The organism is Candidatus Symbiopectobacterium sp. NZEC135, from assembly GCF_025962695.1.
Map to the genome: position 1 here is coordinate 16,008 of NZ_JAGFPF010000037.1, position 24,741 is coordinate 40,748.

Annotated in this window: 23 protein-coding genes, 1 pseudogene and 1 riboswitch; of the genes and pseudogenes, 12 read left to right on the top strand and 12 right to left on the bottom strand. The window is 53.9% G+C overall.

Features of this window, described 5'->3' with window-relative positions:
• Positions 1-29: 29 nt before the first annotated feature.
• Complete coding sequence (gene alkB / locus J5224_RS16610; protein ID WP_264626429.1) at positions 30-668, bottom strand: DNA oxidative demethylase AlkB; 639 nt, start codon at positions 666-668, stop codon at positions 30-32.
• Positions 658-1,752 (bottom strand): bifunctional DNA-binding transcriptional regulator/O6-methylguanine-DNA methyltransferase Ada, encoded by a 1,095-nt coding sequence (ada, locus tag J5224_RS16615; protein WP_264626430.1) that lies wholly within the window; start codon positions 1,750-1,752, stop codon positions 658-660. Before ada ends, alkB begins: the two co-directional genes overlap by 11 nt.
• A 173-nt stretch (positions 1,753-1,925) precedes the next feature.
• On the opposite strand from ada, the gene J5224_RS16620 reads away from it, so the two are divergent.
• Positions 1,926-2,630 carry a DNA-3-methyladenine glycosylase family protein gene (locus J5224_RS16620; RefSeq protein ID WP_264626431.1) on the top strand — a complete coding sequence of 235 codons (705 nt, stop codon included), beginning with the start codon at positions 1,926-1,928 and terminating at the stop codon, positions 2,628-2,630.
• Between the two features lie 5 nt (positions 2,631-2,635).
• On the opposite strand, the gene J5224_RS16625 is transcribed toward J5224_RS16620, so the two are convergent.
• The gene (locus J5224_RS16625) at positions 2,636-3,136 is read right to left on the bottom strand and encodes a multidrug/biocide efflux PACE transporter (protein WP_264626432.1); all 501 of its coding nucleotides are present in this window, start codon (positions 3,134-3,136) and stop codon (positions 2,636-2,638) included.
• A gap of 164 nt (positions 3,137-3,300) precedes the next feature.
• Between J5224_RS16625 and J5224_RS16630 the strand changes: the two genes are divergently transcribed.
• From J5224_RS16630 to tehB, 3 genes are all read left to right on the top strand, one after another.
• On the top strand, positions 3,301-4,179 hold the full coding sequence (locus tag J5224_RS16630) for a LysR family transcriptional regulator (RefSeq protein ID WP_264626448.1): 879 nt from the start codon (positions 3,301-3,303) through the stop codon (positions 4,177-4,179).
• Between the two features lie 400 nt (positions 4,180-4,579).
• Entirely contained in the window at positions 4,580-6,223 is a 1,644-nt protein-coding gene (gene fumA, locus J5224_RS16635; RefSeq protein WP_264626433.1) for a class I fumarate hydratase FumA, read from the top strand.
• Positions 6,224-6,800: 577 nt separating this feature from the next.
• Positions 6,801-7,673, top strand: coding sequence for an SAM-dependent methyltransferase TehB (gene tehB, locus J5224_RS16640; RefSeq protein WP_264626449.1), 873 nt, complete (start codon positions 6,801-6,803; stop codon positions 7,671-7,673).
• 54 nt (positions 7,674-7,727) lie between these two features.
• On the opposite strand, the gene ribB is transcribed toward tehB, so the two are convergent.
• Positions 7,728-8,381 (bottom strand): 3,4-dihydroxy-2-butanone-4-phosphate synthase, encoded by a 654-nt coding sequence (gene ribB / locus J5224_RS16645; RefSeq protein WP_264626434.1) that lies wholly within the window; start codon positions 8,379-8,381, stop codon positions 7,728-7,730.
• A gap of 140 nt (positions 8,382-8,521) precedes the next feature.
• Positions 8,522-8,725, bottom strand: a riboswitch (FMN riboswitch).
• Positions 8,726-8,918: 193 nt separating this feature from the next.
• Between ribB and ubiK the strand changes: the two genes are divergently transcribed.
• On the top strand, positions 8,919-9,200 hold the full coding sequence (ubiK, locus tag J5224_RS16650) for a ubiquinone biosynthesis accessory factor UbiK (protein ID WP_264626435.1): 282 nt from the start codon (positions 8,919-8,921) through the stop codon (positions 9,198-9,200).
• A 264-nt stretch (positions 9,201-9,464) separates the two neighbouring features.
• On the opposite strand, the pseudogene J5224_RS16655 reads toward ubiK, so the two are convergent.
• Both J5224_RS16655 and zipA read right to left on the bottom strand, forming a co-directional pair.
• Positions 9,465-9,836, bottom strand: a pseudogene (locus J5224_RS16655) (hypothetical protein); the annotation flags it as partial.
• 30 nt (positions 9,837-9,866) lie between these two features.
• Positions 9,867-10,823 carry a cell division protein ZipA gene (gene zipA / locus J5224_RS16660; RefSeq protein WP_264626436.1) on the bottom strand — a complete coding sequence of 319 codons (957 nt, stop codon included), beginning with the start codon at positions 10,821-10,823 and terminating at the stop codon, positions 9,867-9,869.
• A 255-nt stretch (positions 10,824-11,078) separates the two neighbouring features.
• Between zipA and cysZ the strand changes: the two genes are divergently transcribed.
• The 5 genes from cysZ (at position 11,079) to crr (ending at position 15,934) form a co-directional block, all read left to right on the top strand.
• The gene (gene cysZ / locus J5224_RS16665; protein ID WP_264626437.1) at positions 11,079-11,849 is read left to right on the top strand and encodes a sulfate transporter CysZ; all 771 of its coding nucleotides are present in this window, start codon (positions 11,079-11,081) and stop codon (positions 11,847-11,849) included.
• 132 nt (positions 11,850-11,981) lie between these two features.
• Complete coding sequence (gene cysK, locus J5224_RS16670; protein ID WP_264626438.1) at positions 11,982-12,950, top strand: cysteine synthase A; 969 nt, start codon at positions 11,982-11,984, stop codon at positions 12,948-12,950.
• 400 nt (positions 12,951-13,350) lie between these two features.
• Positions 13,351-13,608 carry a phosphocarrier protein Hpr gene (ptsH, locus tag J5224_RS16675; RefSeq protein ID WP_002913505.1) on the top strand — a complete coding sequence of 86 codons (258 nt, stop codon included), beginning with the start codon at positions 13,351-13,353 and terminating at the stop codon, positions 13,606-13,608.
• Positions 13,609-13,655: 47 nt separating this feature from the next.
• Positions 13,656-15,383 carry a phosphoenolpyruvate-protein phosphotransferase PtsI gene (gene ptsI / locus J5224_RS16680; protein ID WP_264626439.1) on the top strand — a complete coding sequence of 576 codons (1,728 nt, stop codon included), beginning with the start codon at positions 13,656-13,658 and terminating at the stop codon, positions 15,381-15,383.
• Between the two features lie 41 nt (positions 15,384-15,424).
• Positions 15,425-15,934 carry a PTS glucose transporter subunit IIA gene (crr, locus tag J5224_RS16685; RefSeq protein ID WP_196908569.1) on the top strand — a complete coding sequence of 170 codons (510 nt, stop codon included), beginning with the start codon at positions 15,425-15,427 and terminating at the stop codon, positions 15,932-15,934.
• A gap of 61 nt (positions 15,935-15,995) precedes the next feature.
• On the opposite strand, the gene J5224_RS16690 is transcribed toward crr, so the two are convergent.
• The 3 genes from J5224_RS16690 to J5224_RS16700 all read right to left on the bottom strand — a co-directional run bounded on the left by J5224_RS16690 (position 15,996) and on the right by J5224_RS16700 (position 18,677).
• The gene (locus tag J5224_RS16690) at positions 15,996-16,334 is read right to left on the bottom strand and encodes a hypothetical protein (protein ID WP_264626440.1); all 339 of its coding nucleotides are present in this window, start codon (positions 16,332-16,334) and stop codon (positions 15,996-15,998) included.
• A gap of 259 nt (positions 16,335-16,593) precedes the next feature.
• The gene (locus tag J5224_RS16695) at positions 16,594-18,000 is read right to left on the bottom strand and encodes an ATP-binding protein (RefSeq protein WP_264626441.1); all 1,407 of its coding nucleotides are present in this window, start codon (positions 17,998-18,000) and stop codon (positions 16,594-16,596) included.
• Entirely contained in the window at positions 17,997-18,677 is a 681-nt protein-coding gene (locus J5224_RS16700; protein WP_264626442.1) for a response regulator transcription factor, read from the bottom strand. The genes J5224_RS16695 and J5224_RS16700 overlap by 4 nt, the downstream gene beginning before the upstream one ends.
• 219 nt (positions 18,678-18,896) lie before the next feature.
• Here J5224_RS16700 and J5224_RS16705 point away from each other — a divergent pair, with 219 nt between their 5' ends.
• Both J5224_RS16705 and J5224_RS16710 read left to right on the top strand, forming a co-directional pair.
• Positions 18,897-20,099 (top strand): efflux RND transporter periplasmic adaptor subunit, encoded by a 1,203-nt coding sequence (locus J5224_RS16705; protein ID WP_264626443.1) that lies wholly within the window; start codon positions 18,897-18,899, stop codon positions 20,097-20,099.
• A 13-nt stretch (positions 20,100-20,112) separates the two neighbouring features.
• Complete coding sequence (locus J5224_RS16710; RefSeq protein ID WP_264626444.1) at positions 20,113-22,065, top strand: MacB family efflux pump subunit; 1,953 nt, start codon at positions 20,113-20,115, stop codon at positions 22,063-22,065.
• A gap of 2 nt (positions 22,066-22,067) precedes the next feature.
• On the opposite strand, the gene cysM is transcribed toward J5224_RS16710, so the two are convergent.
• From cysM to J5224_RS16725, 3 genes are all read right to left on the bottom strand, one after another.
• Complete coding sequence (cysM, locus tag J5224_RS16715) at positions 22,068-22,949, bottom strand: cysteine synthase CysM (RefSeq protein ID WP_264626445.1); 882 nt, start codon at positions 22,947-22,949, stop codon at positions 22,068-22,070.
• 32 nt (positions 22,950-22,981) lie between these two features.
• Positions 22,982-23,881 (bottom strand): Dyp-type peroxidase, encoded by a 900-nt coding sequence (locus tag J5224_RS16720; protein WP_264626446.1) that lies wholly within the window; start codon positions 23,879-23,881, stop codon positions 22,982-22,984.
• Between the two features lie 208 nt (positions 23,882-24,089).
• A complete protein-coding gene (locus J5224_RS16725) occupies positions 24,090-24,692 on the bottom strand; it encodes an RpoE-regulated lipoprotein (protein ID WP_264626447.1) in 603 nt (200 codons plus the stop codon).
• Positions 24,693-24,741: the final 49 nt, after the last annotated feature.

A 24,741-nucleotide genomic window follows, 5' to 3' on the forward strand; every position in this document is an offset into this window, starting at 1 on the left:
GCGCCGTTAAGGGCAGGTTGCTCTTTTCCCTACCCCGCCTTACGAAACGTCAGATTAAACCGGTAATCCTCCGTTCCAGCCTTGATGGCCTGCACACCGTGAAAACGCAGGCGTGACGGCCCGCCCCACACCAGCACATCGCCCTGCGTCAGCGGGATACGCTGCACGGCATCACTGCGCTGCATACCACCAAACTGAAAGATGGCCGGTAACCCAAGCGATACAGAAACAATCGGCTGCGAGAAATCCCGTTCATTTTTATCCTGATGCAATGACATCCGGCTGCCCACCGCATAGCGGTTCATCAGGCAAGCATCGGCAACAAAGTCAGCAAACCCCGCCTCGTGCGCGGCCTGCTGCGCCAGTTGAGCAAACAGCACTGGCATCGCGGGCCAAGGCGCGTCCGTAAGGGGATCGTGGCGCGAATAACGATAGCCCTGCGCATCCGTCACCCAGCCCAGCGCGCCACAATTGCTCATGGCGGCTGACATGATAAAACCGCCCGGCGTGGTCATTTGACGAAACGGTGCCACGCGCGTCAGTTGGTCAATCATCTGCATCAGCGTTGGTGCACACTCAGCGGCGAACCCGCGCAGCACCACGGCGCCGGGTGCCAGCGTTTGGGTCCAGTGCGGCGCGCCCTCATGCGCGAACAGATCATCCGTCATGGGATTCCTTAGCCTCGCTCTCTAACAGTTGGCGTTTACGCGCAATACCCCATCGGTAGCCCGACAATGCCCCATCGGTGCGAATGACCCGATGGCAAGGGACAATAACCGCCAGGCGGTTGGCGGCGCATGCGCCAGCCACCGCACGCACCGCGCCCGGCTGACCCATTTTTTCTGCAACGTCGCGGTAGCTGAGCGTGGTTCCCAGCGGAATGTCTCGCAAAGCCTGCCAAACACGCAGCTGAAAAGCGGTGCCACGAATATCCAGCGGTAACGTTAATGGCGCCCCCGGTGAATCAATAGCGCGGATAACCAGCGCCATGCGTTGCTCAAACGCCGCATCGCCGTCAAGCACCGTCGCATTGGCAAACAGGGAGTGCAGCTCGTTCATCAATGCGGTGGCATCATCCCCCAGTAACACGGCGCACACCCCGTGTTCGCTCTCCGCCACCAAAACCGCTCCCAGCGAACACGACCCAATAGCGAAGTGGATCGTCATACCCTGCCCCTTGTGTTTAAAACGGCGCGGCGCCATGCCCAGCAGTTGGTGAGACTCCTGGTAAAACTGCTCGCTGGAATGAAAACCCGCCGCCAATGCAGCCTGCGTTACCGGCGCAGCACCGCTCAGCAAGGCGCGCACACGCTGACCACGCAATGCGGCAGCATACCGTTTTGGCGTCACGCCAACCTGGGCTTTAAACAACCGGTGAAAATGGTAGGGGCTAATACCCACAGCGTTTGCCACCTGCGTCAATGTCAGCGATGTCTCCGCCTGCCTCATCAGTTGGCAGGCGTGCTCAATAGCCGCACATTGCCGTTGCTCACGCGACAGACTTCCCGGGCAGCAGCGTTTACAGGGCCGGAACCCGGCCTGCTGTGCCGCCGCCGCATCCACAAAGAACTGCACGTTTTCCCGCAGCGGTAACCGGGATGCGCAGGAGGGCATGCAAAATATCCCCGTGGTTTTAACGCCATAGACAAAACGACCGTCAGCCTGTTTATCGCGTTGGCACAGGGCATCCCACCATGTATTTTCACGTAAAGCACGTTCTTCCTCAGGAGCAGCGCGTACGTTTGTCGACATCACTCACCTCGCAATCTCTGGTCACAACAGAGATCCCACCCTACCGGTTACGTCTGATGAATACCTGACGGATTCTTGCTTTCTCATTCCAGAAATCCATCGCAGGGTGACAACCCTGATTCACTCTTTTATGCTGGAAGCCTACCCTTTTTCCCTCAGGTTCAGGATCAAGTATGTCACACCCGCAGCCGGTATTATGGAACTCGGCGCAGAGCGTGCAGTTGGCATGCGAACATCTGCGCACGCTTGGGCCGCGCTGGCAAGCGCTGCTGAACCACATCGGCGAATGTCAGCACCAAACGCACCCGCATCGTGAACCCTATGAAGCGCTGATGCGTGCCGTGGCTTACCAACAGCTCACCACCCGCGCGGGAGATGCCATGATCCGCCGCCTGTTGGAGGCCTTTAGCCCTGACGGGCAGGCATTCCCTTGCGCTGAACAGATTGCCGCCAGTGAGAAAGACGCGCTGCGCCAATGCGGCTTCTCAACGCGCAAGGCAGAAACGCTGCGCGCGATTGCGCACGGTACCCGAGACGGTGTGGTGCCCTCGCGAGAACAGGCGCTAACGATGGATGACGACACGCTTATCGAGCGGTTATCGAGGTTGAAAGGGATTGGCCGCTGGACGGTCGAAATGTACCTGATTTATGGATTGGAACGGATGGACATTATGCCGTTGGACGATCTCGGCATCCGCTTAGGGTTGTGCTATTTGCATCAGCGCGATGCGATACCTTCGCGCCGTGAATTGGCGGAACTCAGCCTGCCGTGTCAGCCTTTTCGTACCGTTGCCGCTTGGTATTTGTGGCGTAGCCCGATGATGCCAGACTACGCCGATTTCAAAAGCCGCCTGAAAACCAACAACCGAAAAGGCTGATGGTATTAGTGGGAGCGTGATGCGGCGGGCGACTTCCCGCGTTCACCGTCTCGGCGTGCCATAAACCGGGCGCGCAGTTTGTCGTATACCCAGTTATACACCACAGTATACGGCAGGAAAAACAGGAAAAAGCCGATCTCGACCATCAATGCCTGCCACAGCGTGATCTCCAGCATCCAGGCTGCGGCTGGCAACCCGAACAGGATAAAACCGCCCTCAAAACCTAATCCGTGCAGGATACGTACTTTGGCACCGCGCGCCACGCGCGATACCGGCCACAAACGATCGAACAGGGCGTTGTAGATGATATTCCATACCATGGCGATGCTGGAGAGCATAATCGCCAATGCCCCCATGGAAAACAGCGGCTTGTTAAACAGCCAGGCACCAATGGGTGCCGTGATCAATAGGGCAACTACCTCATAGCCGACAGCATGAAACACACGCTCACCCACGCTTCGGCGCTGTACTGCGGTTGTTTGTCTCTTTGCTGCGTTAGATTGCATACATCACCACACTTTTATTCATCAATTTGGTATTGGGTCAATTAACAAAACAGGCGGTGGAGAAAGCCTCTCACCGCTTGACGATGGCAGGTTATATCGTTATTACTGGAAGAGTGAAATTAATATCCATCGATAAAAACGATGGACATGAGAAGAGAGTGGCGATGCGCTATTCCCCCGAATCCCTGATTGCCTTTGTGACCGCTGCGCAAACCGGCTCTTTCTCGGCCGCTGCGCGTCAGCTACGTAAAAGTCAGTCCACCGTGAGCGCGGCCATCGCCAACCTCGAAGCCGATCTCGGGTTGGTGCTGTTCGATCGCGCCGGGCACCAACCGCGACTGACGGATGATGGTCATAAGGTGCGCGTGCACGTAGAGGCCATTCTTGCTGCCAGCGACACGCTGGATGCGCTGGCGGTCCGTCTGGCTAACCGTATTGAACCGCGCCTGACCTTTGTGTTGTCGGATATGTGGAAAGCGGCGCATTACGATCCGCTGCTACACGCGTTCTCTGCCCGTTTTCCTGATATCGAGTTCGAGTGTCTGATCGCCGAGGATGAGGATGCCATCGACCTGCTTCAAGTACAGCGCGCACACATGGGCGTAATCCGCACTCAGCCCCACTATCCGACAGAAATAAGCGCCTCACGGCTACACGTCAAAACCGAAATGGCCATCTTTGTTGCCGCACAGCATGCATTGGCGCAGCAACAGCCTGTTTCACCGCAGCAGTTGGCGACGGTACGCCAACTTTATCTGAATACCTATACGCGCACAGAACGCCAGCCAAAAGAAGGTATTATTTGGTCTGCCCCCTCTTACCTTATGCTGCTAGAAATGGCAGAACAGGGGTTTGGCTGGAGCATCCTGCCACGTTGGTTGGTCGATCAGTTTGGTCATCAGATATTGGTGGAACTCTCGGTCACGGGTTGGCCGCAACTGATTGAAATGGATGTCGTGTGGTCAAAACAGCATCCACCAGGACCGGCAGGATTTTGGATGATCGATAATTTGCTGATGCAAAAAGATCCGACATTACCGTGAAATAAATAAGACCTTGATAGACCAACACAGACCGACTATTTTCATATCGAACGATAAAAACCACATTATTTACAGGGAAAATAACTCGATAAATTTACTTATTTTTATTAAACAAGTTACGCAATATAATAGACATCAATGTCAGCGTGGCGCTTTATTGCTGTTTCATTATTTTCACTGCGTTTTTTTTATCGCCCAGGGTGTAAAAACCCACAAATTCGATGTAAAAACTGTGATATACCAAAGTGGTACGCTATGCCAGAAACCCCTACCATGGTCAGGATAATTGTGCTAACGCATAAGCGAATACTTCCCTATAAAAATGATAATCATATTCAAGATGGAAAGTCGCCAAAGGGATACTGAATCTTTCTTTTAATTTGTTGCAAGTGAGAAAAACATGTCGAATAAACCATTTTATTATCAAGAACCTTTTCCGCTAAGCAAAGACAACACCCAATATCGCCTGATCAGCAGCGATTATGTCTCCACCACCCAGTTTGAAGGCGAAGAGATCCTGAAGATCGACCCGCAGGCATTAACCCTGCTGGCACAACAGGCCTTCCACGATGCATCGTTTATGCTGCGTCCCGCTCACCAACAGCAAGTGGCGGATATCCTCCACGACCCAGAGGCGAGTGAAAACGACAAATACGTGGCACTGCAATTCCTGCGTAACTCGGAAATTGCCGCCAAGGGCATTTTGCCGACCTGCCAGGATACCGGTACGGCGATTATCGTGGGTAAAAAGGGCCAGCGGGTCTGGACCGGTGGCAACGACGCCGAAGCGTTGTCCCGGGGTGTGTATAACACCTTTATTGAAGATAACCTGCGCTATTCGCAGAACGCCGCGCTGGATATGTACAAAGAAGTCAATACCGGCACCAACCTGCCGGCCCAAATCGACCTCTACAGTACGGAAGGGGCAGAATACAAATTCCTGTTTGTCACCAAAGGCGGCGGCTCTGCCAACAAAACCTACCTTTATCAGGAAACCAAGGCGCTGCTGACGCCGGAAAAACTGAAAAACTTCCTGGTGGAAAAAATGCGTTCACTGGGCACCGCAGCCTGCCCGCCGTACCACGTTGCCTTTGTTATCGGCGGGACGTCAGCGGAAAGTACGCTGAAAACCGTGAAGCTGGCGTCCACCAAATACTATGACGCGCTGCCGACCAGCGGCAATGAACACGGGCAAGCCTTCCGCGATGTCGAACTGGAAAATGAACTGCTGAAAGCCGCACAGGATCTGGGGTTAGGCGCGCAGTTCGGCGGTAAATATTTCGCTCACGATATCCGCATTATACGTCTGCCGCGTCACGGTGCGTCCTGCCCGGTTGGCATGGGGGTTTCCTGTTCCGCTGACCGCAATATCAAAGCCAAAATCAACCGCGATGGCATTTGGCTGGAGCAGTTAGAGCAGAATCCTGGCAAATACATTCCTGAGCATCTGCGTGAGGCGGGAGAAGGTGAAGCAGTCAAGATTGATCTTAACCAACCGATGGAACAGATCCTGAAAACGCTGTCTCAGTATCCGGTTTCCACGCGTCTTTCCCTGTCAGGCACCATCATTGTGGCGCGCGATATTGCTCACGCCAAACTCAAAGAGCGCATCGACAACGGTGAGGGATTGCCGCAGTACGTCAAAGATCACCCGATTTACTACGCAGGTCCGGCCAAAACGCCGGAAGGCTATGCTTCCGGTTCGTTGGGGCCAACCACCGCAGGGCGCATGGACTCCTACGTTGATCTGTTGCAAGCCAACGGCGGCAGCAAAATCATGCTGGCGAAGGGCAACCGCAGCCAACAGGTGACCGACGCTTGCCATAAACACGGTGGTTTCTATCTGGGTAGCATCGGCGGCCCGGCGGCAATTCTGGCGCAGAACAGCATCAAGAGTCTGACCTGCGTTGAATACCCTGAACTGGGTATGGAAGCGATTTGGAAAATCGAAGTGGAAGACTTCCCGGCGTTCATTCTGGTGGATGATAAAGGGAACGATTTCTTCCAGGTGATCCAGTCCAACAAGTGTAACCGCTGCGCGTGATGTCTTTTGAGGTTAACTCGTGCCGAATGACGCAAGCGCCAGATATCTTTTGATATTAACCCGCGTTGAATGACGCAAGCGCCAGATATCTTTTGATGTTAACCCGCGTTGAATGACGCTGAGGAAACGGGTAACGCCAGGATGAGCGGCAGGGATGCCGCGAAAGCCCGCACCGTGCCGGACAAAAATGCCGGGAGCATTTTTGAACGCTGCGAGCAGCGGCCCCATAGGGGCGAGTCTCAGGGATGAGACGAGTATTCCACGTTGCGGGCGGTCCGTCCGGCGATACCGGTTTACGAAGGCATCGCGTAGCGACGTCATTCCGCAAAAAGCGCGGGGTCGAGGGGGTGGGCGACTGCACCCCCTCGTCGGGCGCGTGCTACGCCAGTAGCAAAGAAACGCCATCAGCTTCGCGCACGAAACCTTACACCAATCTCAACATACTTCACGTTGAAGCATTCACATCTATAAAGATGCATTTTAAATACATTTTTATAGCTATTCTTTGCGGAGCTTTATAAACTACCCGCAACGCGGTAAAACGCGATAAGAATGTATAAGCTCTCCGAGGTGTATGATGCAAAACCTGATCTGTTATAAAACCCTGCCGCAGTGGAATGCACAGACGCTACCCGCCGCGTTTCAAGAAAAACACAACACGCAAGTGGGCACCTGGGCGAAGTTGACCGTCCTGAAAGGAGAGCTGACCTTCGCCATGCTGCATGAAGATGGCTCAGTGATTGAAACTTATCAGTTTACCGAACAGAATCAGCCACCGTTTGTTGAACCGCAAGCCTGGCACCGGATCGTCAGTGCCTCACCGGATCTGGAGTGCCAGTTAGCGTTTTATTGCACCGCCGAGGATTATTACGCCAAAAAGCACGGCCTGACGGCAACCCACTCCGAAGTGGTGGCCGCGCTGGCGCAAATACCAGCTGGCAAAGCGCTCGATCTTGGCTGCGGTGGCGGCAGAAACGCCCTTTACATGAACCTGCGCGGTTTTGACGTGACAGCGTATGACAAAAATCTCAACAGTATCTCGTCCCTGAAAGATATCATCAGCAGCGAAAGCCTCTCCGGCATTCGCGCCAGCCTGTACGACATCAACAAAGCCGCGCTAGACGAGCAGTATGATCTGATCATCTCCACCGTGGTGCTGATGTTTTTGGAACGCGAGCGCATTCCTTTTATCGTGCGTAACATGCAGGAATGCACCGTAGAGGGCGGCTATAACCTGATCGTGGCGGCGATGTCTACCGAGGATTTCCCCTGCCCGCTGCCTTTCTCCTTCACCTTCCAGCACAATGAATTGCGTGAGTATTATTCTGGGTGGGACATCCTGAAATACAACGAAGAGGTGGGTGAATTGCATAAAACTGACGAGAATGGTAATCGCATCAAACTGCGCTTCGCTACCTTGTTGGCAAGAAAAACGCAGCCGAGCGCGTAAGGCGCACTGGCTGCGTTTTTAAGGGCCGGTATCACCGGCCCGGGAAGAGAGCAATCAGCTCGCTTTGCGTTCTGCTGCCTGACGGTAGGCGACCAAATCTTCGATGGTCAGTACCGGCATACCGTGCTGTTTAGCAAAAGCGATCACTTCCGGCGCACGCGCCATAGAGCCGTCATCATTGGTCAGTTCGCACAGCACAGCGGCCGGTTTGAAACCTGCCAGCGTTGCCAGATCGACAGACGCTTCGGTATGACCACCGCGAGTCAGTACGCCGCCCGGCTGAGCGCGCAGCGGGAAGACGTGCCCAGGGCGATTCAGATCGCTTGCGCGAGCGTCATCGGCAATGGCTGCACGAACGGTTGTCATACGGTCAGACGCAGACACACCAGTGGTTACGCCTTCGGCAGCTTCAATGGTGACGGTAAAACCGGTTTGATAGTGGCTGGTATTGTGCTCCACCATCATGGGCAGTTCCAATTGACGGCGGCGCTCTTCGGTCAGGCACAGGCAGACGATACCGCTACCGTAGCGAATGGTCATCGCCATTTGCTCAACGGTCATGTTCTCGGCGGCAAATACCATGTCGCCTTCGTTTTCACGGTCTTCGTCGTCCAACACCATCACACCAACGCCTTGGCGCAGCGCTTCAAGCGCACGTTCAACGCGTTCAGATGGCGTGCCAAATTCAGAAAGTAATGTCTGATTCATGGTAAAAAAACCTCATGTTTATTATGGATTACCAGAACCAGGGCGAGCTTGAGGAGTAACCATTGCGACGGACGCGCGTCAATACGCACCGGGCAATGACTAACAAAATAACGCGAGTGGGCATAAACCCAACAGGATACCGTTACTCTCTCCCATCCGGACTATAACCGTCGGCCCCGGAATTTCACCGGATCTGCTGACCTCGCCACGCATATCGATAATAAATTATTGATAACGTTACGGCGAGCGCTCGCGGGCTTCCAAACGAAAGCACGGTGTTTTAGCACCCTGCGCTGTCTGGTTTACCGCCGGTGGGGAATTACACCCCGCCCTGAGAAGTAAGCGTGATAACTATAACGCTATTGCCTGAGCGGGGCAATTAGCGCAATGGACAAAATGTGACATCTGCTAGCCTATTGGTAAAAATTTTCTTTAAGAATCCGACACAAAGCATTACAGGGCGAGTTTTGGTTTATCCCTTTTCATTCACGCATTACACTGACAGTACAGATGACAGAAACCGAGCAGGAAAACGGCATGATTGACCCGAAAAAGATTGAGCAAATTGCACGCCAAGTGCATGAATCCATGCCTAAAGGCATACGTGAGCTGGGCGAAGACGCCGAGAAAAAAATTCGCCAGGTGCTGCAAGCACAATTTACCAAGCTGGATCTGGTAAACCGCGAAGAGTTTGATGTGCAAACGCAGGTTCTGCTGCGCACCCGTGAAAAACTGGCGCGGCTGGAACAGCGTTTGAGCGAACTGGAAGCCAAGCTGGACGCGGAAAAAACCGCAACCTCTGAACAGCAGCCCTCGTAGGCAACGCGAACCGATCGCGGGCACCGGCCACCCTTGGGCCGGTGCAGCGGCGGTTATTCTGCCACCAACTGCTGTGACTTATGCGGTAACCCCCACCACAGCACTGCCAGCATAATCAGTGCATAGAGCGATTTAGCCCCCACCATCACCAACAGTACGCAGCACAGCACACTGCCAATAACCGCCATCAGCCGGGCCCGACCTTTCAACAACCGGCACCCAGCCAACATGCACAGCAGATAAACCAGAACAAAAATGCCGCTCAGCGGCAATTTGCAGCGCAGCAGGCAACCCCAGCGGGATCACGGAAAGAAACAGCCAGCGGGTCACGCGGGCCAGACGCGGACCAAATGCCAGATTGACAAAGTGAGCCGCCCCACCGGCATTGGGAAAATGCTGCCCTAACGCGGCAAAGCCAATAGCAATCGGAAACACCAACACAATCAGCAGCGGCCAGGCCCACAGGCTGTCATTGCCCGACAGTTGCGCCACAATGGCTGGCACCGCAAACACGCCAGTGCCCAGTAGCGAAGTGGAAAGCAGCCCCACTCCCTGAACCACGCCCAGATCCTGCTTTAACCCATTACTACTCGCCACGTCAGCCCACCCTATCCCCTGAAAAAACAAAGCCTCCATGTAGGAGGCTTTGCGGTTACAAAATCACGTTTACCCATTAGCCCGCAGCACATCGCGAATACGGCCTTTGTAAGCCTCAACTTTTTGCGGCGTCATCAAACGACGCTCATCATCAAGTACCACACCGCCGACGTCGTCAGCGATGCGCTGTGCAGATTGCAGCATCAGTTTGAAATTCTGGCTCGCGTCACCGTAGGAGGGCACCATCATGAAAATCGAGACGCCCGGCGTGGAGAACTCAGCCATGTCGTCGATACTGAACGAGCCGGGTTTCACCATGTTGGCCAGGCTGAATAGCACCGGTCCTGCGCCCGCAGGATTAACATGGCGATGGAAAATATTCATTTCGCCGAACTGGAAGCCTGCCTGCAATACGCTTTGCAGCAGCACTTCACCGCCAATGATACTGCCCTGATGAGCGGCAACATGCAGTACCAGCACCGTTTCTTGCGGTGTACGACTTGCGCTTTGCGCGTGCGGTTGGTCAATATCCCGTTCAGACACGTCTTGTTCTACGGCCTGCTCTTCAACGTGAGGTGCACGTTCTACTGGGGTTTGGTGCACAGGTGCGGCGCTCGCAGCCTGTGCGGGGCGAACGTCCTGCACAACGCGATCGACATGCACCTCAGGTGCAGATTGCGGCGCGGTGGTCGCGCCTAACAGCGGATCGTAATCGGTACGAACGTGTTCGGCAGCAGAAGCGAAAGGCGATGAGGATGCAGGCGGCGGCGCAGGCTCATTGAACGAACCCAATGCCGGTTCTTCCTGCGCACGAGTGCGCGTGACTCTGACTTCGCCGACCCCTTCATCAAGCTCCTCAAGCGGCGCAGTCTCTTCCCGCTTCTGCTTTTGCTTAAGGCGCTTCACTGGACGGTCACGAAAAAGGGACGAGCGCTCTTTACGGCTCGTCCACAAGCCGTGAAGCAGTAGCGCAATTATAGCGATCGCGCCCACAACGATTAATATCAGACGCAAGTCCTGCATCATTGCTATCCCAGTTAATTCAATTTATTGCCACCGCGGCAACTTTTTCATACCCCTAACTCTATTTGCCTGCGTACACAAGTGCAAGCCTGCACAGTATTTTATAGGAATAAAGATATACCGGGCGCACTTTTTTGCTTTTTTTTCGTCCAAAGGGTCACTGGTCAGCAGAAAATCATCCCTATATGATGCAGATCACACAAACTACCCCGATCGCACCAACGATCCGGATAACCCTACAATGAGGAACAGGATGTCATGGTAACCCCGTCCCCCGCTACGCCACCGCGTTCAGGCATTTACTATTTCGCACAAGGTTGGCAACTGATGTCGCTGCCGGGCATACGGCGTTTTGTCATCATTCCCCTACTGCTCAATGTACTGCTGATGGGCGGTGCTTTTTGGTGGCTGTTTTCCCGCATGGGAGAATGGATTGCCCGGCTGATGGGCCATGTGCCAGAGTGGCTGCAATGGTTAAGTTATCTGCTATGGCCGCTCGCCGTCATCTCTATCCTGTTGGTATTCGGCTATTTTTTCAGCACCATCGCCAATTTCATCGCGGCACCGTTTAACGGCCTGCTGGCCGAGCAACTGGAGGCGCGACTGACCGGAAAGGCCCTGCCGGACAGCGGCGTCGTGGGCATGGTAAAAGATATCCCGCGCATCATGAAGCGCGAAGTGCAGAAACTCGCCTATTACCTGCCGCGCGCCATCGTACTGCTGTTGCTGTATCTTATTCCCGGTATCGGACAAACCGTGGCACCGCTGCTGTGGTTCGGGTTTAGCGCCTGGATGCTGGCCATTCAGTATTGCGATTATCCCTTCGACAATCACAAAATCAGCTTTCCCACCATGCGAGAAGCGTTACGGCGTCATAAACTCAATAACTTGCAGTTCGGCGCACTGGTCAGTGTGTTTACACTGGTGCCGTTCCTGAATCTGGTGGTCATGCCGGTCGCCGTCTGTGGCGCAACCGCATTATGGGTCGATCGCTATCGTCATCTCTCGGCATCAGCAGGAACGCGGTAGTTTTTTCCGACTGTAATGAAAAGATATTTCTTAAGAACATAACGATATAGCAATTCTTTCCTTCCCTGAAAGGACGGAGTGAGTATGCTCTATCTTGTTGGTAAAAATTTCATACAGTTATAAGGACTGGCCATGAGCAAAATCTATGAAGATAACTCCTACACCATCGGCCACTCGCCGCTGGTTCGTCTGAACCGTATCGGCAATGGACGTATTCTGGCAAAAGTGGAATCACGCAACCCCAGCTTCAGCGTTAAATGCCGTATCGGTGCAAACCTGATTTGGGATGCAGAAAAACGCGGCGTATTAAAACCCGGCGTTGAACTGGTGGAACCGACGAGCGGTAACACCGGGATTGCTCTGGCCTATGTCGCTGCTGCCCGTGGGTACAAATTAACCCTGACCATGCCAGAAACCATGAGCATTGAGCGGCGCAAACTGTTGAAAGCGCTGGGTGCCAAACTGGTTCTGACCGAAGGGGCGAAAGGCATGAAAGGGGCCATCGCCAAGGCAGAAGAGATTGTTGCCAGCGACCCGAACCGCTTCCTGTTACTGCAACAGTTCAGCAACCCGGCTAACCCGGAAATTCACGAAAAAACCACCGGCCCGGAAATTTGGGAAGACACCGATGGTGAAGTAGACGTGTTTATCTCTGGTGTCGGCACCGGCGGTACGCTGACCGGCGTCAGCCGTTTTATCAAGAATACCAAAGGCAAGGCTATCACCACTGTCGCGGTTGAACCCGTTGATTCTCCGGTGATCACCCAAGCACTGGCAGGCGAAGAGATCAAGCCTGGCCCGCACAAGATCCAAGGGATCGGCGCAGGTTTTATTCCCGGAAACCTCGATCTGTCTCTGGTGGATCGCGTTGAGCGCATTTCTAACGAGGACGCGATTTCAACCGCGCGTCGCCTGATGGAAGAAGAAGGCATTCTGGCCGGGATCTCTTCCGGTGCTGCAGTAGCTGCCGCGCTGAATTTGCTGAAAGAGCCCGCGTTTGAAGGCAAAACCATCGTGGTGATTCTACCTTCCTCCGGTGAGCGCTATCTCAGCACTGCACTGTTTGCCGATCTGTTCACCGAACAAGAGTTGCAGCAGTAATCCTTCGTTACATTGACGGCATAAAAGCACCTTCACAGGTGCTTTTTTTGTGGTCGGGTTCAAAGTTTATACCCATCAATGATTGCTTTTTTGGTCAAGGTTTAGTATTTAACCGAACAATTATTTTGATGCGCGAAATTAATAACCGTAACATCGTACCCTGTTCCTGCTGATGGCAATGTCACCGTTTTTACCACAGAGGCAGCAACGCCATCAGACACTGGGCTGGAATACTGTGCTATTTGGCGTATATATTCAGGGAAGGCGTTTAGTCCTTACCTTGCCGCATCAAAGGCGACCCCGTCACATAAATGGGGCTGACCTAACAGACTAAAGTCCAGTAAATACACTAAACTTTAGTTCCACAACACGAATCCAAACCATAGTTGGGGAAAACAGAATGTTCCAGCAAGAAGTTACTATTACCGCTCCGAATGGCCTGCACACCCGTCCTGCGGCTCAGTTTGTTAAAGAAGCCAAAGGATTTACCAGCGAAATTACCGTCACCTCCAACGGAAAAAGTGCCAGCGCGAAAAGTTTGTTCAAGCTTCAGACTCTTGGTCTGACGCAAGGCACTGTCGTTACCCTTTCCGCTGAGGGTGAAGACGAGCAAAAAGCCGTTGAACATCTGGTTAAGCTGATGGCCGAACTTGAGTAATCGGCAGGCTTTTCGTGTGAACATCAGTTTCGAGTGAAGGTAGGGTTATGATTTCAGGCATATTAGTATCACCCGGTTTTGCTTTCGGTAACGCGCTGTTATTGAAGGAAGATGAAATCGTCATCAGCCGGAAGAAAATTACTGCTGAAGACGTCGAACAAGAAATCGAACGTTTTCTGAGTGGCCGGTCTAAGGCTTCCGCACAGTTGGAAGCCATCAAGACCAAAGCAGGTGCAACCCTGGGCGCTGAGAAAGAGGCCATCTTCGAAGGGCATATCATGCTGCTGGAAGATGAGGAGTTCGAGCAGGAAATCATAGCCCTGATCAAAAAGGACCATCACTCTGCCGATGCGGCAGCCTACTCGGTGATCGAGAATCAGGCGAAAGCGTTGGAAGAACTGGATGATGAGTACCTGAAAGAGCGCGCAGCGGACATGCGCGATATCGGTAAACGCCTGCTGAGAAACATTCTCGGTATGCCGATTATCGATCTTGGCGATATTCAGGAAGAGTCGATCCTGATCGCAACCGATTTAACGCCATCAGAAACCGCGCAGTTGAACCTGGACAAGGTGCTGGGCTTTATTACCGATCTCGGCGGCCGCACCTCCCACACCTCCATCATGGCGCGTTCTCTGGAACTGCCCGCGATTGTTGGCACCACAGATGCCACCCAGCAGGTGAAAAACGGCGACTATCTGATTCTGGATGGTGTAAACAACAAAATTTATCAGAACCCGACGCCAGACGTTATCGAACAACTGAAAGCGCTGGAAGCACAGTACTACGCTGAAAAAGATGCGTTGGCTAAACTGAAAGATTTGCCCGCCATCACGCTCGACGGGCATCAGGTAGAAGTGTGCGCCAACATCGGTACCGTGCGGGATGTTGCCGGTGCAGAGCGCAATGGCGCAGAAGGTGTTGGACTCTACCGCACCGAATTCCTGTTTATGGACAGAGAAGCGTTTCCGACGGAAGAAGAGCAGTTCCAGGCCTACAAAGCCGTGGCAGAAGCCGTGGGAGCACAGGCGGTTATCGTGCGCACCATGGATATCGGCGGCGACAAAGATCTGCCTTACATGAACCTGCCGAAGGAAGAGAACCCGTTCCTCGGTTGGCGTGCAATTCGCATCTGTCTCGATCGTAAAGAAATTCTTCACGCGCAGCTGCGCGCCATTTTGCGCGCATCAGTGTTTGGCAAGCTGCGCATCATGTTCCCGATGATCATTTCAGTAGAGGAAGTGCGTGCGCTAAAAGCCGAGCTGGAACTGCTGAAATCGCAGTTGAGAGCGGAAGGAAAGGCCTTCGATGAGAGCATCGAGGTGGGCGTAATGGTTGAAACACCTGCTGCGGCCGCCATTGCCAACCATTTGGCGAAAGAAGTGGACTTTTTTAGTATTGGGACAAATGACTTAACCCAGTATACTCTGGCAGTTGATCGCGGTAATGAGCTGATCTCTCATCTCTACAACCCGATGTCGCCAGCGGTATTGCGTTTGATCAAACAGGTCATTGATGCATCTCATGCCGAAGGCAAATGGACGGGGATGTGCGGCGAGCTTGCTGGTGACGAACGTGCTACACTGCTATTATTGGGTATGGGTCTGGATGAATTCAGCATGAGTGCCATCTCAATTCCTGGCATCAAGAAGATCATTCGTAATGCAAATTACGACGATGCCAAAGCGTTAGCAGAACAAGCGCTCTCCCAGCCCACAGCGCAAGAACTGAGCGATGTAGTGAGCCGATTCATCAAAGAAAAAACGCTCTGCTGATTCTGCTATGCTGACCCAATATTAATGATTAGGAGAAGATCATGGGTTTGTTCGATAAACTGAAATCTCTGGTATCTGATGATAAAAAAGATACTGGCAGCATTGAAATCATTGCACCGCTGTCGGGTGAAATCGTCAATATCGAAGACGTTCCTGACGTTGTTTTTGCTGAAAAAATTGTCGGGGACGGCATTGCCATCAAACCGACTGGCAACAAGATGGTGGCGCCGGTTGATGGCACTATCGGCAAGATTTTTGAAACTAACCATGCTTTCTCTATCGAATCCGACAGCGGGATTGAACTGTTCGTTCACTTCGGCATCGATACCGTTGAGCTGAAAGGTGAAGGCTTTAAACGCATCGCGGAAGAAGGCCAACACGTGAAGAAAGGCGATCTGGTTATTGAATTCGATCTGGCGCTGTTGGAAGAAAAGGCCAAATCAACGTTGACGCCAGTGGTTATCTCCAACATGGATGAAATCAAAGAACTCACCAAGTTGAGCGGCACCGTTGTGGTCGGTGAAACACCGGTTATCCGCATCAAAAAGTAATGTTTCTCTAATTACTACATGCCTTACCAACCCGCTGTCAGCGCACTGACTGCGGGTTTTTTTATCCGCCTCGCACCCGATCCCCAGCGACAGAATGCACGGCTTCCATCTCTAACATATCCATCGCCTCATGCATCAAGCCAATACCATGGTCCTGAGCGACGGCCTTACACGATTGCCCCGCCAAAACACGTTCAATCGCGATAGTCTGCGCGAACTGCCTATCTTCATTAACAGGCGTCGTTTGGCAATGCTGATAAAACGCCTTACTTAAAGAGCGTTTTGCAGTACAAGGGAGTTTAGGGTTATTGAACAGAAATTGCCCTACCCGTTTAACATTGTCAGGCATAGCAGGTCTGTTAACGAGAATAATACGTTTTACACAGGCATTAGCAGCCAAGGTTGACAGGGCACCCGGAGCACTGAGCCCCATTTTTTGTACATCATTATTACTAATCCTGCAAAACCCCTAATGGCGGTACAGTGGATACAGCGTCATGAGATTGGCGTGGGTGATAACAAAGTGAAGTGTCGTTGTTTAAGCATATGCGATCTAGCGGCATATTGGCGATCCTCAACAAGGGCAGCATTTACGTGAAAAGCCAGTGTCAAACAAAAACACATTTTCCCGTTTAAAAAAATGCTACTCATCACTGTGCCTACGCCCCCTCGAGCCAACGAGGAATAAAGATACGCACCGTCAGCCCCCCTTGTAGGCGGTTATCCGCTTCGATGTGTCCACCGTGCGCCATCACCACTTTGCGAGCAATCGCTAACCCTAATCCATAGCCTTTGCCAGACTGCGGCGATTCAATACGAATAAAAGGATCAAAGATACTGGAGAGTTTATTTTTCTCTACGCCCGGCCCCTGATCGGTGACGCAAAGCAGCCACTCGTGCTCCGTACTGCGCAGGTCTACCAGCACCGTCTGCTCACGCGTTGAAAAACGCAGCGCGTTGCGCACGATATTATCCAACGCGCGCCGCATCAGCTCCGCATTACCCTTTACCGTGTGATCCTGCTCGGTGTCAGCCTCCAGCAAAATGGTTACCCCCGGCACTTGCGCCTCATAACGCGCATCGTTCACCACTGCCTCAACTAATCCGTACAGATCGAAGTAAGCCTCATCCACGACCTGATGTTCAGCACGTGATAGCGTCAACAGCTCGCCAATCATCTTGTCCATGCGTGCCGCTTCACCTTCGATGCGCTGCAACGAGGTGTCGATATTGTCGCGATTCTGATGGGCCAGCCCGATGGCCAGTTGTAAACGTGCAAGGGGAGAACGCAATTCATGGGAAACATCATGCAGCAGCTGTTCGCGCGAGCTGACAAGCACATTCAGCCGTTCAACCATAGCATCAAAATCTCGCGCCACATCGCTCAACTCATCGTGCCGTCGCTTCATATCCGGCAGCAGGCGAATGGATAAATCGCCCTGTGACACACGGTCAAAACTGGCGCGCAGGCGATTGAGCGGTCGGGTCAGGTTCCAGGCCAATACCCCACTGAAGAGCAGCCCACCTAGCCCCGCGATCCAGACTAACGGCTCGGGAATATTGAGTATCAGCATCGGACGCGGTGCGTAGGTTTCATCACGCAAACGCAGAACATCAAAAGAGACCCAATAGCGCTCGCCATTAGGCCCATTGACTGCGTTGACCAGCGGCATTGGGCGAGCACCCCGGTGATGTTCCGCATCCGCTGGCGGCCTCGGGCCGCCGGGAGGCGGGATATCACCGGCTGGCGGTTCACGCCACGGTTCAGGCGGTGGAGCCCATTTCTCAGCATCGATGGCCGTGGTGGACACGCGCAGAAAACCACGCTCCTGTGGCGGCCACTGAGCTTCCAGTGCGTCCAACGCGGGCTGCCCACCCTGTTGCAACGCAGATTGTGCCATCGACAATTGTAACGACATCAAGCGCTGGATCATCGCCTCTTCCGGCGGTGCGCGGTGCCCGCCATCGTACAGCGTGAACCCCAACCACAGCAGTTGCGATATCAATAAAAACGTCAGCCAGAAGCCAAACAGGATTTTCCAGAACAAGCGTCCCTGCATCATCAACGAATCCGATATCCTACGCTGCGCACGGTTTCAATGGTCATATTGCTGCCCGGCAGTTCGGCCAGCTTTTGCCGAATGTTGCTGATATGCACATCGACGCTGCGATCGTAAGCTTCACGCTGCCGCCCCAGGCATTTTTCCGACAGCTCATCCTTGGAGACCACGCGCTCGCAGGCACGCACCAGCAGTTCCAGCAAATTGAATTCGGAGGCAGTTAAATCAAAGGGGTGCCCTTTCCATTCGCTGGTGCGCGTGGCAGGGTTCAACACCAGTTCGCCTAACGTAGCCGTTCCTTCGCTTTCCTGCTTTTCCGGGCGCTCATCATAGCGACGCAGCACTGCGCGCAAGCGCGCCACCAGTTCACGGGGGAAACAGGGTTTCGGCATATAATCATCAGCCCCCATTTCCAGGCCAATCACCCGGTCAATGTTGTCACCCTTTGCCGTCAACATGATAATCGGCAACCGGCTCGCCTTGCGAACCTGCCGTAACACATCAATACCGCTCATGTCCGGTAACATAACGTCCAGAATCATGGCGGTGTAATTTCCTGACAGCGCGCTTTCCACGCCCTCTTTCCCTGTCAACACGCGCGATGCGGCAAATCCCTCAGCGCTGAGATACTCACAGAGCAGGTTTCCCAACTCCACATCATCATCAACCAGCAACAACTTCATACCTTGCTCCCCTTAGCGGTTCTGGCAGCTATTTTCTCGTTTAATGCGTATTTTCGCAGCCATCTTTACTGAATTCTTACCTTCCATAGCACTAAATAGGCGAGATCGGGTCAAAAAGTCAGGGTAAAGTAACGGCTTTGCTCTACGCGGTTAGCATCGCCCAGTCAGACGTCGATCCCTGCTAAGACGTCAACACGCTATAAGGATATTCAACTGCTCATGCCTGCTCGCTTTTTGTCATTCCGCACATCGCTACTTGCACTGGTTGCCATCGCGGCCCTTTACGTTGGCTATAAGCATTTTTTCGCTGCCCCACCACCGGTGAACTACATTACCGCGCCTGTGGAAACCCGAGATATTGAGCAGACCGTCCTGGCAGATGGCACCATTGAAGCGCTCAAACAGGTCAGCATCGGTGCACAGGTGTCAGGGCAAATCAAAGCATTGCATATTGCACTGGGCGATAAGGTGACCAAAGGGCAACTGCTGGCAGAAATTGATGATTTAACACAGCAAAATACGTTGAAAGACAGTGATGCCGCGCTAAAAAACATTCAGGCACAGCGCGCTGCCAAGCAAGCCACGCTGCGCAACAACCAGCTTAGTTGGCAGCGCCAGCAAATGCTAATGCAACGCGGCGTGGGTGCTCAGGCCGATTATGACAGCGCCAAAGCCACGCTGGATGCCACCACGGCAGACATTGCCGCCCTCGACGCACAAATCGCGCAGGCGGAGATCGCCACCAGCACCGCCAAGGTCAATCTGGGCTATACGCAAATTACCGCCCCGATGGATGGCACCATCGTCGCTATTCCCGTGGAAGCGGGGCAGACCGTCAACGCCGCGCAAACCACCCCCACCATCGCCAAAGTGGCGAACCTGAACACCATGACGGTGAAAGCGCAGATTTCCGAAGCCGATGTGGTCAACGTGAAAGTCGGCATGCCAGTCTGGTTCACCATTCTGGGACAGCCCAACAAGCGCTATCAGGCCACGCTGCGCGCTATCGAACCGGCACCTGACTCTATTAACGACGAGACCACCAGTTCATCGAGCAGTACCAGCAGCAGTAGCAGTTCTTCAACGTCTAAGGCGATTTATTACAACGGCCTGTTTGATGTTGATAATCCGGATGGCACGCTGCGTATCTCGATGACGGCGCAAGTCTATATTCTGCGCGCTGCGGTGAGAAACGCCCTGGTGGTGCCCGCCACGGCCGTACAGCAGCTTAACGGCAAAACCGTGGTGCAAGTGGTTAATGCGCAAGGACAACGCGAATCCCGCGACGTGACCGTTGGCATTAATGACAACGTGCATACCCAACTACTCACCGGTGTCAGCGCGGGTGAACAGGTGATCATCAGCCAGCAACCGGGTTCTTCATCATCAACAGCGCGCCACCCCGGCCCGCCGCCGATGTAACGGGAGCTAACGTATGACGCAACCGCTATTAACACTAACGGACATTTCACGCCGTTTTACCAACGGTGACCAAACGGTCAACGTGCTCAACGCGATAAACCTGACGATTCATGCGGGCGAGATGGTCGCTATCGTTGGGGCTTCTGGCTCCGGCAAGTCGACATTGATGAATATTCTCGGCTGTCTGGATAAAGCCTCGGAAGGGGAATACCGGGTTAACGGGCAAGCGGTAGCAACGCTCGACAGCGATAGCCTGGCCGCGCTGCGGCGGGAGTATTTCGGGTTTATCTTTCAACGCTATCACCTGTTGGGCGATCTTTCCGCACAGGGCAATGTCGAAGTCCCCGCCATTTATGCCGGGCGTGACCGCACTTCGCGCCAGCAGCGCGCAGCGGCACTGCTGCACCGCCTCGGATTGGGTGAACGCCTGAACTATCGCCCCAGCCAACTTTCCGGGGGACAACAACAGCGTGTCAGTATCGCCCGGGCGCTGATGAATGGCGGTCAGGTTATCCTCGCGGATGAGCCAACAGGGGCGCTGGACACGCACAGCGGTAACGAAGTGCTGACCATTTTAAAAGACCTGAACGCGCAGGGGCACACTATCATTATCGTGACCCACGATATGCAGATCGCGCGCCATGCCGGGCGTATCATCGAGTTGCGCGATGGCGAAGTGATCGCCGATTCAGCCAGTACAACGGCGCCTGCCGAGGCTGCGCCGCAAGAGAACGCCAATAGCAAACCCGCCTCACGGCTGCTACAAGCGCGCGATCGTTTTATCGATGCCTTCAAAATGGCGCTGCTGGCGATGAACGCTCAGCGCATGCGCACCTTTCTGACCATGCTTGGTATCATCATCGGTATCGCCTCGGTAGTCTCTGTGGTTGCGCTGGGCAAAGGCTCGCAGCAGCAAGTGCTGGCCGACATCAGTGCCATGGGTACCAGCACGCTGGAGATCTATCCCGGTGAGGATTTCGGTGACCGACGTTCGAGCGCCATTCAAACGCTGCGTGCGACCGATATCGAACCGTTGGCGCAACAACCCTACGTTCACAGCGTGACCCCATCCGTCGCCACCAGCGTCACGCTGCGCTATGGCAATATTGCCGTCACGGCCAATGCCAACGGTGTGGGAGAGCAATTTTTCACCGTGCGCGGCTACAGCGTGGCGCAAGGGATGATTTTTCCGCGCACCAGCGTGGATAATCTGGCGCAGGAAGCGGTTATCGACCAAAACACACTGCAAAAACTGTTTCCCAACGGGGAGAACCCTATCGGCGAGGTGATCCTGCTGGGCTCGCTCCCCGTGCGAATTATTGGCGTGGTGGAAAAAAACAGCAGCGGTTTTGGCAGTGATGAAAACCTTAACGTCTGGGTACCCTACACCACGGCGATGAAACGCATGATCGGGCAGTCCTACCTGAGAAGCATCACAGTTAGGGTCAAAGACAACGTGGATTTGAGCGTGGCAGAACAGGGTATTACTCAGATTTTGACTCAACGCCACGGCAGCAAGGATTTCTTTGTTTTCAACACCGACAGTATTCGTCAAACCATCGAGAAAGCCACCACCACGCTGGCGCTGCTGGTCTCGGCGATTGCCTTTATTTCACTGCTGGTCGGCGGTATCGGCGTGATGAACATCATGCTGGTGTCGGTGACCGAGCGCACGCGTGAAATTGGCGTGCGCATGGCGGTTGGCGCGCGTGCCAGCGATATCATGCAACAGTTTTTGATTGAAGCGGTGCTGGTGTGCTTGCTGGGCGGCGTGTTAGGGGTTTCGCTGTCGCTGCTGGCTGGTGCAGTATTCAGCCACTTCTTCAGTAGCTTCTCGTTAATCTACTCGCCAGCCTCTATTGTTGCCGCGTTCCTGTGCGCCAGCCTGATTGGGGTGATTTTTGGCTTCTTCCCCGCCCAGCGTGCCGCCTACATGGAGCCAATACACGCGCTGGAACGAGAATAGCGTTAGCCAAATACGCCGGTGGACAGGTAGCGATCGCCGCGATCGCAGACAATCGCGACGATCGTACTACCGGGGTTTTCCTGCGCCACGCGCAGAGCCCCCGCCACCGCACCGCCGGAACTGACGCCGCAGAAAATACCTTCATCCTGCGCCAAGCGCCGCAGCGTGGTTTCCGCCTCTTGTTGGGTAATGTCCATCACACGGTCAACGTATTGGGGCTGGAAAATCGCCGGTTCATACCCCGGATTCCAACGACGAATGCCGGGGATATGACTGCCTGACGCAGGTTGTAAACCGATAGTGCAGAGGGATGCACGCTGTTGCTTAAGGAAGCGGCTGACGCCGGAGAGCGTGCCGGTGGTGCCCATCGCGGACACAAAATGGGTGAGTGCACCTTGCGTTTGCTGCCAGATTTCCGGCCCTGTGGTCATGAAATGCGCCAGCGCGTTATCCGGGTTATTGAACTGGTCGAGTACCTTGCCTTCTCCGGATTCTGCCATCTGGTGCGCCAGATCGCGCGCGCCTTCCATGCCACACTCAGGGCTGACCAGCACCAGCTCCGCACCGTAGGCGCGCATCGCCAGTTGCCGCTCCCGGCTCATGTTTTCCGGCATCAACAGCCGCAGGCGATACCCTTTCACCGCCGCAATCATCGCCAGCGCAATGCCGGTATTACCACTGGTGGCCTCAATCAGCCGATCGCCAGGCGTTATTTCTCCGCGCCGTTCAGCCTGCTCCACCATAAAACGAACTGGGCGATCTTTTACCGAGCCCGCGGGATTATTCCCTTCCAGCTTAAGCCAGACTTCACTGCCAGTATCCTGCGCCAGCCTTTGCAGCTTGATGAGTGGCGTATTGCCAATTGTATTATCCAGCGTACTCAACGCATCTCCCCTACCGACTCAACATAAAAATGTTACAACGCGAGCAGTTTTTCCAGCGACGGAGCGAAGAAATAGCTGCCGCTAACGGCGCGCGTGAAGCGCAACATATCATCACGTTTACCGTCACGGTCACCAAACATGCTCAGTAATTGCTGCTCAATATTATGCAAACGTGCGCAATAGGCAATAAAGTAAAGGCCATGCTTGCCGCTAGCGGTGCCATAAGGCATGCTCTGGCGCAAAATTTTCAGCCCTTTGCCCTCTTCCTTAAGATCAACCCGGCTCAGGTGCGAAGTTGTCGGGCGCTGCTCTGCTGGAATCTCTTCGTTATCCTGCTTGGTGCGACCGATCATCTGCTCTTGCTGCTCCACGCTAATGCGCTGCAACTGCTTGAGATTATGCTCCCAGCGCTGCACAAACACATAGCTGCCGCCCGCATCCGGCCGATCGTCGGCGATAATCGCCACGTCGCGTCGTGCATCGCCCTGCGGGTTCTCTGTGCCGTCGACAAACCCGCTCAGATCGCGATCCTCAACCCAACGAAAGCCGTGCGTCTCTTCTTCAACGCGGATCGCGGAACCAAACGCTGCCAATGCCGCCTGAGCCAGACTGAAATTAACATCGTGACGCAAAGATTGGATATGCAGCAGCAAATCGCGCTGCGTCGCGGGTGCCAATCCCTTACCCAGCGGTGCAAAAGGCTTCAGTTCAGCAGCCCCTTGTTCACAATCGAGATCGCGCCACACATCATGGCCAAACGCCAGCGTCGCCCCCAGCCCCGCATCGGGAAAGCGCGCCTGCAACTCCTGCAACGACTGGCAAAACTTTTTGCATCCTTGGCGAATAGCGTCGAATTCGCCCTGAATCATGGCTTCAATAAAAATGGCAAAACGACGGTGCTCAAGCAAAATTCCGCTCTGTATCTGCGTCATTTCAAGCTTCCTCATGTTTTAATTATCTGCTTTTATCATTTTTTGGCACTACGTGGCCTACGGCGCTCATCATACCGCATTCACGACAATGTGCTTTGTTCAAAAACAAAGGATAAAAATAAACGATGAGAGGGTGGAAACGTTAAAACGTTGGCGCGTTACCGCGCCAAGTTTATAGAAGTGGTTTAAAAAAGATCGAAACGATGAATCAGTCACGCGCCTGCGCGTGCCAGATGATTTTGCTGACATGCCAGGATTGCAGAATATCGTCAGAGGGCATTAAGCCTTCCGGACCGTTCCAGTCGCCAGAGTAAAGATAACTGACGTGCTTGCTCTGCGATTCAACGCACTCTACGCTGCGGGCATCATCCCCTTGAGCCAATTGGCAGACCTCAAAGGCTTTGCTGTAATGGGCGCTGAATGCATCCCCGATTTTTACGCCCCATACGCTGGCAATCTTCGCATCCATCACTTCGACGCGATTGACCTGCGCTTTGGGCTTACCGCTTACCAACAGTTTGATCTCATTGCCTTCCAGCGCCTGATAGAACGCCGTGATTTGGCCATTAGTGGTGCCCATGCCGCTGCGCAAACGATAATTACCATTCAACGCCTGGTTTATCGGCTCTTGTGCCAACGGCGTGCCGCCGTTAAGCCCGCCGACGCCAGCATCAGACACTTCAATTTTGCTGCCAAACCAGTTGAACGGCGACAGGCTGGACCAGGAGAAGTTGGAGAGCGCGCTACATCCCGTCAACAAAAAGGCGGCCAGCACACAGGGAACTACCAACTGAACGGAGCGAAACCTCATAACATAAATTCCTTTAACAGTGAGCGGCACCTGCGCCACCCCACGATCG

Coding starts and splice junctions, on each gene's coding strand:
- J5224_RS16630 (WP_264626448.1), top strand. CDS start 3,301: ATGCGCTATTCCCCCGAATCCCTGATTGCCTTTGTGACCGCTGCGCAA.
- crr (WP_196908569.1), top strand. CDS start 15,425: ATGGGTTTGTTCGATAAACTGAAATCTCTGGTATCTGATGATAAAAAA.
- ada (WP_264626430.1), bottom strand. CDS start 1,752: ATGTCGACAAACGTACGCGCTGCTCCTGAGGAAGAACGTGCTTTACGT.
- zipA (WP_264626436.1), bottom strand. CDS start 10,823: ATGATGCAGGACTTGCGTCTGATATTAATCGTTGTGGGCGCGATCGCT.
- ptsH (WP_002913505.1), top strand. CDS start 13,351: ATGTTCCAGCAAGAAGTTACTATTACCGCTCCGAATGGCCTGCACACC.
- ptsI (WP_264626439.1), top strand. CDS start 13,656: ATGATTTCAGGCATATTAGTATCACCCGGTTTTGCTTTCGGTAACGCG.
- J5224_RS16705 (WP_264626443.1), top strand. CDS start 18,897: ATGCCTGCTCGCTTTTTGTCATTCCGCACATCGCTACTTGCACTGGTT.
- J5224_RS16620 (WP_264626431.1), top strand. CDS start 1,926: ATGTCACACCCGCAGCCGGTATTATGGAACTCGGCGCAGAGCGTGCAG.
- cysK (WP_264626438.1), top strand. CDS start 11,982: ATGAGCAAAATCTATGAAGATAACTCCTACACCATCGGCCACTCGCCG.
- ubiK (WP_264626435.1), top strand. CDS start 8,919: ATGATTGACCCGAAAAAGATTGAGCAAATTGCACGCCAAGTGCATGAA.
- cysZ (WP_264626437.1), top strand. CDS start 11,079: ATGGTAACCCCGTCCCCCGCTACGCCACCGCGTTCAGGCATTTACTAT.
- J5224_RS16720 (WP_264626446.1), bottom strand. CDS start 23,881: ATGACGCAGATACAGAGCGGAATTTTGCTTGAGCACCGTCGTTTTGCC.
- J5224_RS16725 (WP_264626447.1), bottom strand. CDS start 24,692: ATGAGGTTTCGCTCCGTTCAGTTGGTAGTTCCCTGTGTGCTGGCCGCC.
- fumA (WP_264626433.1), top strand. CDS start 4,580: ATGTCGAATAAACCATTTTATTATCAAGAACCTTTTCCGCTAAGCAAA.
- J5224_RS16700 (WP_264626442.1), bottom strand. CDS start 18,677: ATGAAGTTGTTGCTGGTTGATGATGATGTGGAGTTGGGAAACCTGCTC.
- ribB (WP_264626434.1), bottom strand. CDS start 8,381: ATGAATCAGACATTACTTTCTGAATTTGGCACGCCATCTGAACGCGTT.
- alkB (WP_264626429.1), bottom strand. CDS start 668: ATGACGGATGATCTGTTCGCGCATGAGGGCGCGCCGCACTGGACCCAA.
- J5224_RS16710 (WP_264626444.1), top strand. CDS start 20,113: ATGACGCAACCGCTATTAACACTAACGGACATTTCACGCCGTTTTACC.
- tehB (WP_264626449.1), top strand. CDS start 6,801: ATGCAAAACCTGATCTGTTATAAAACCCTGCCGCAGTGGAATGCACAG.
- J5224_RS16625 (WP_264626432.1), bottom strand. CDS start 3,136: ATGCAATCTAACGCAGCAAAGAGACAAACAACCGCAGTACAGCGCCGA.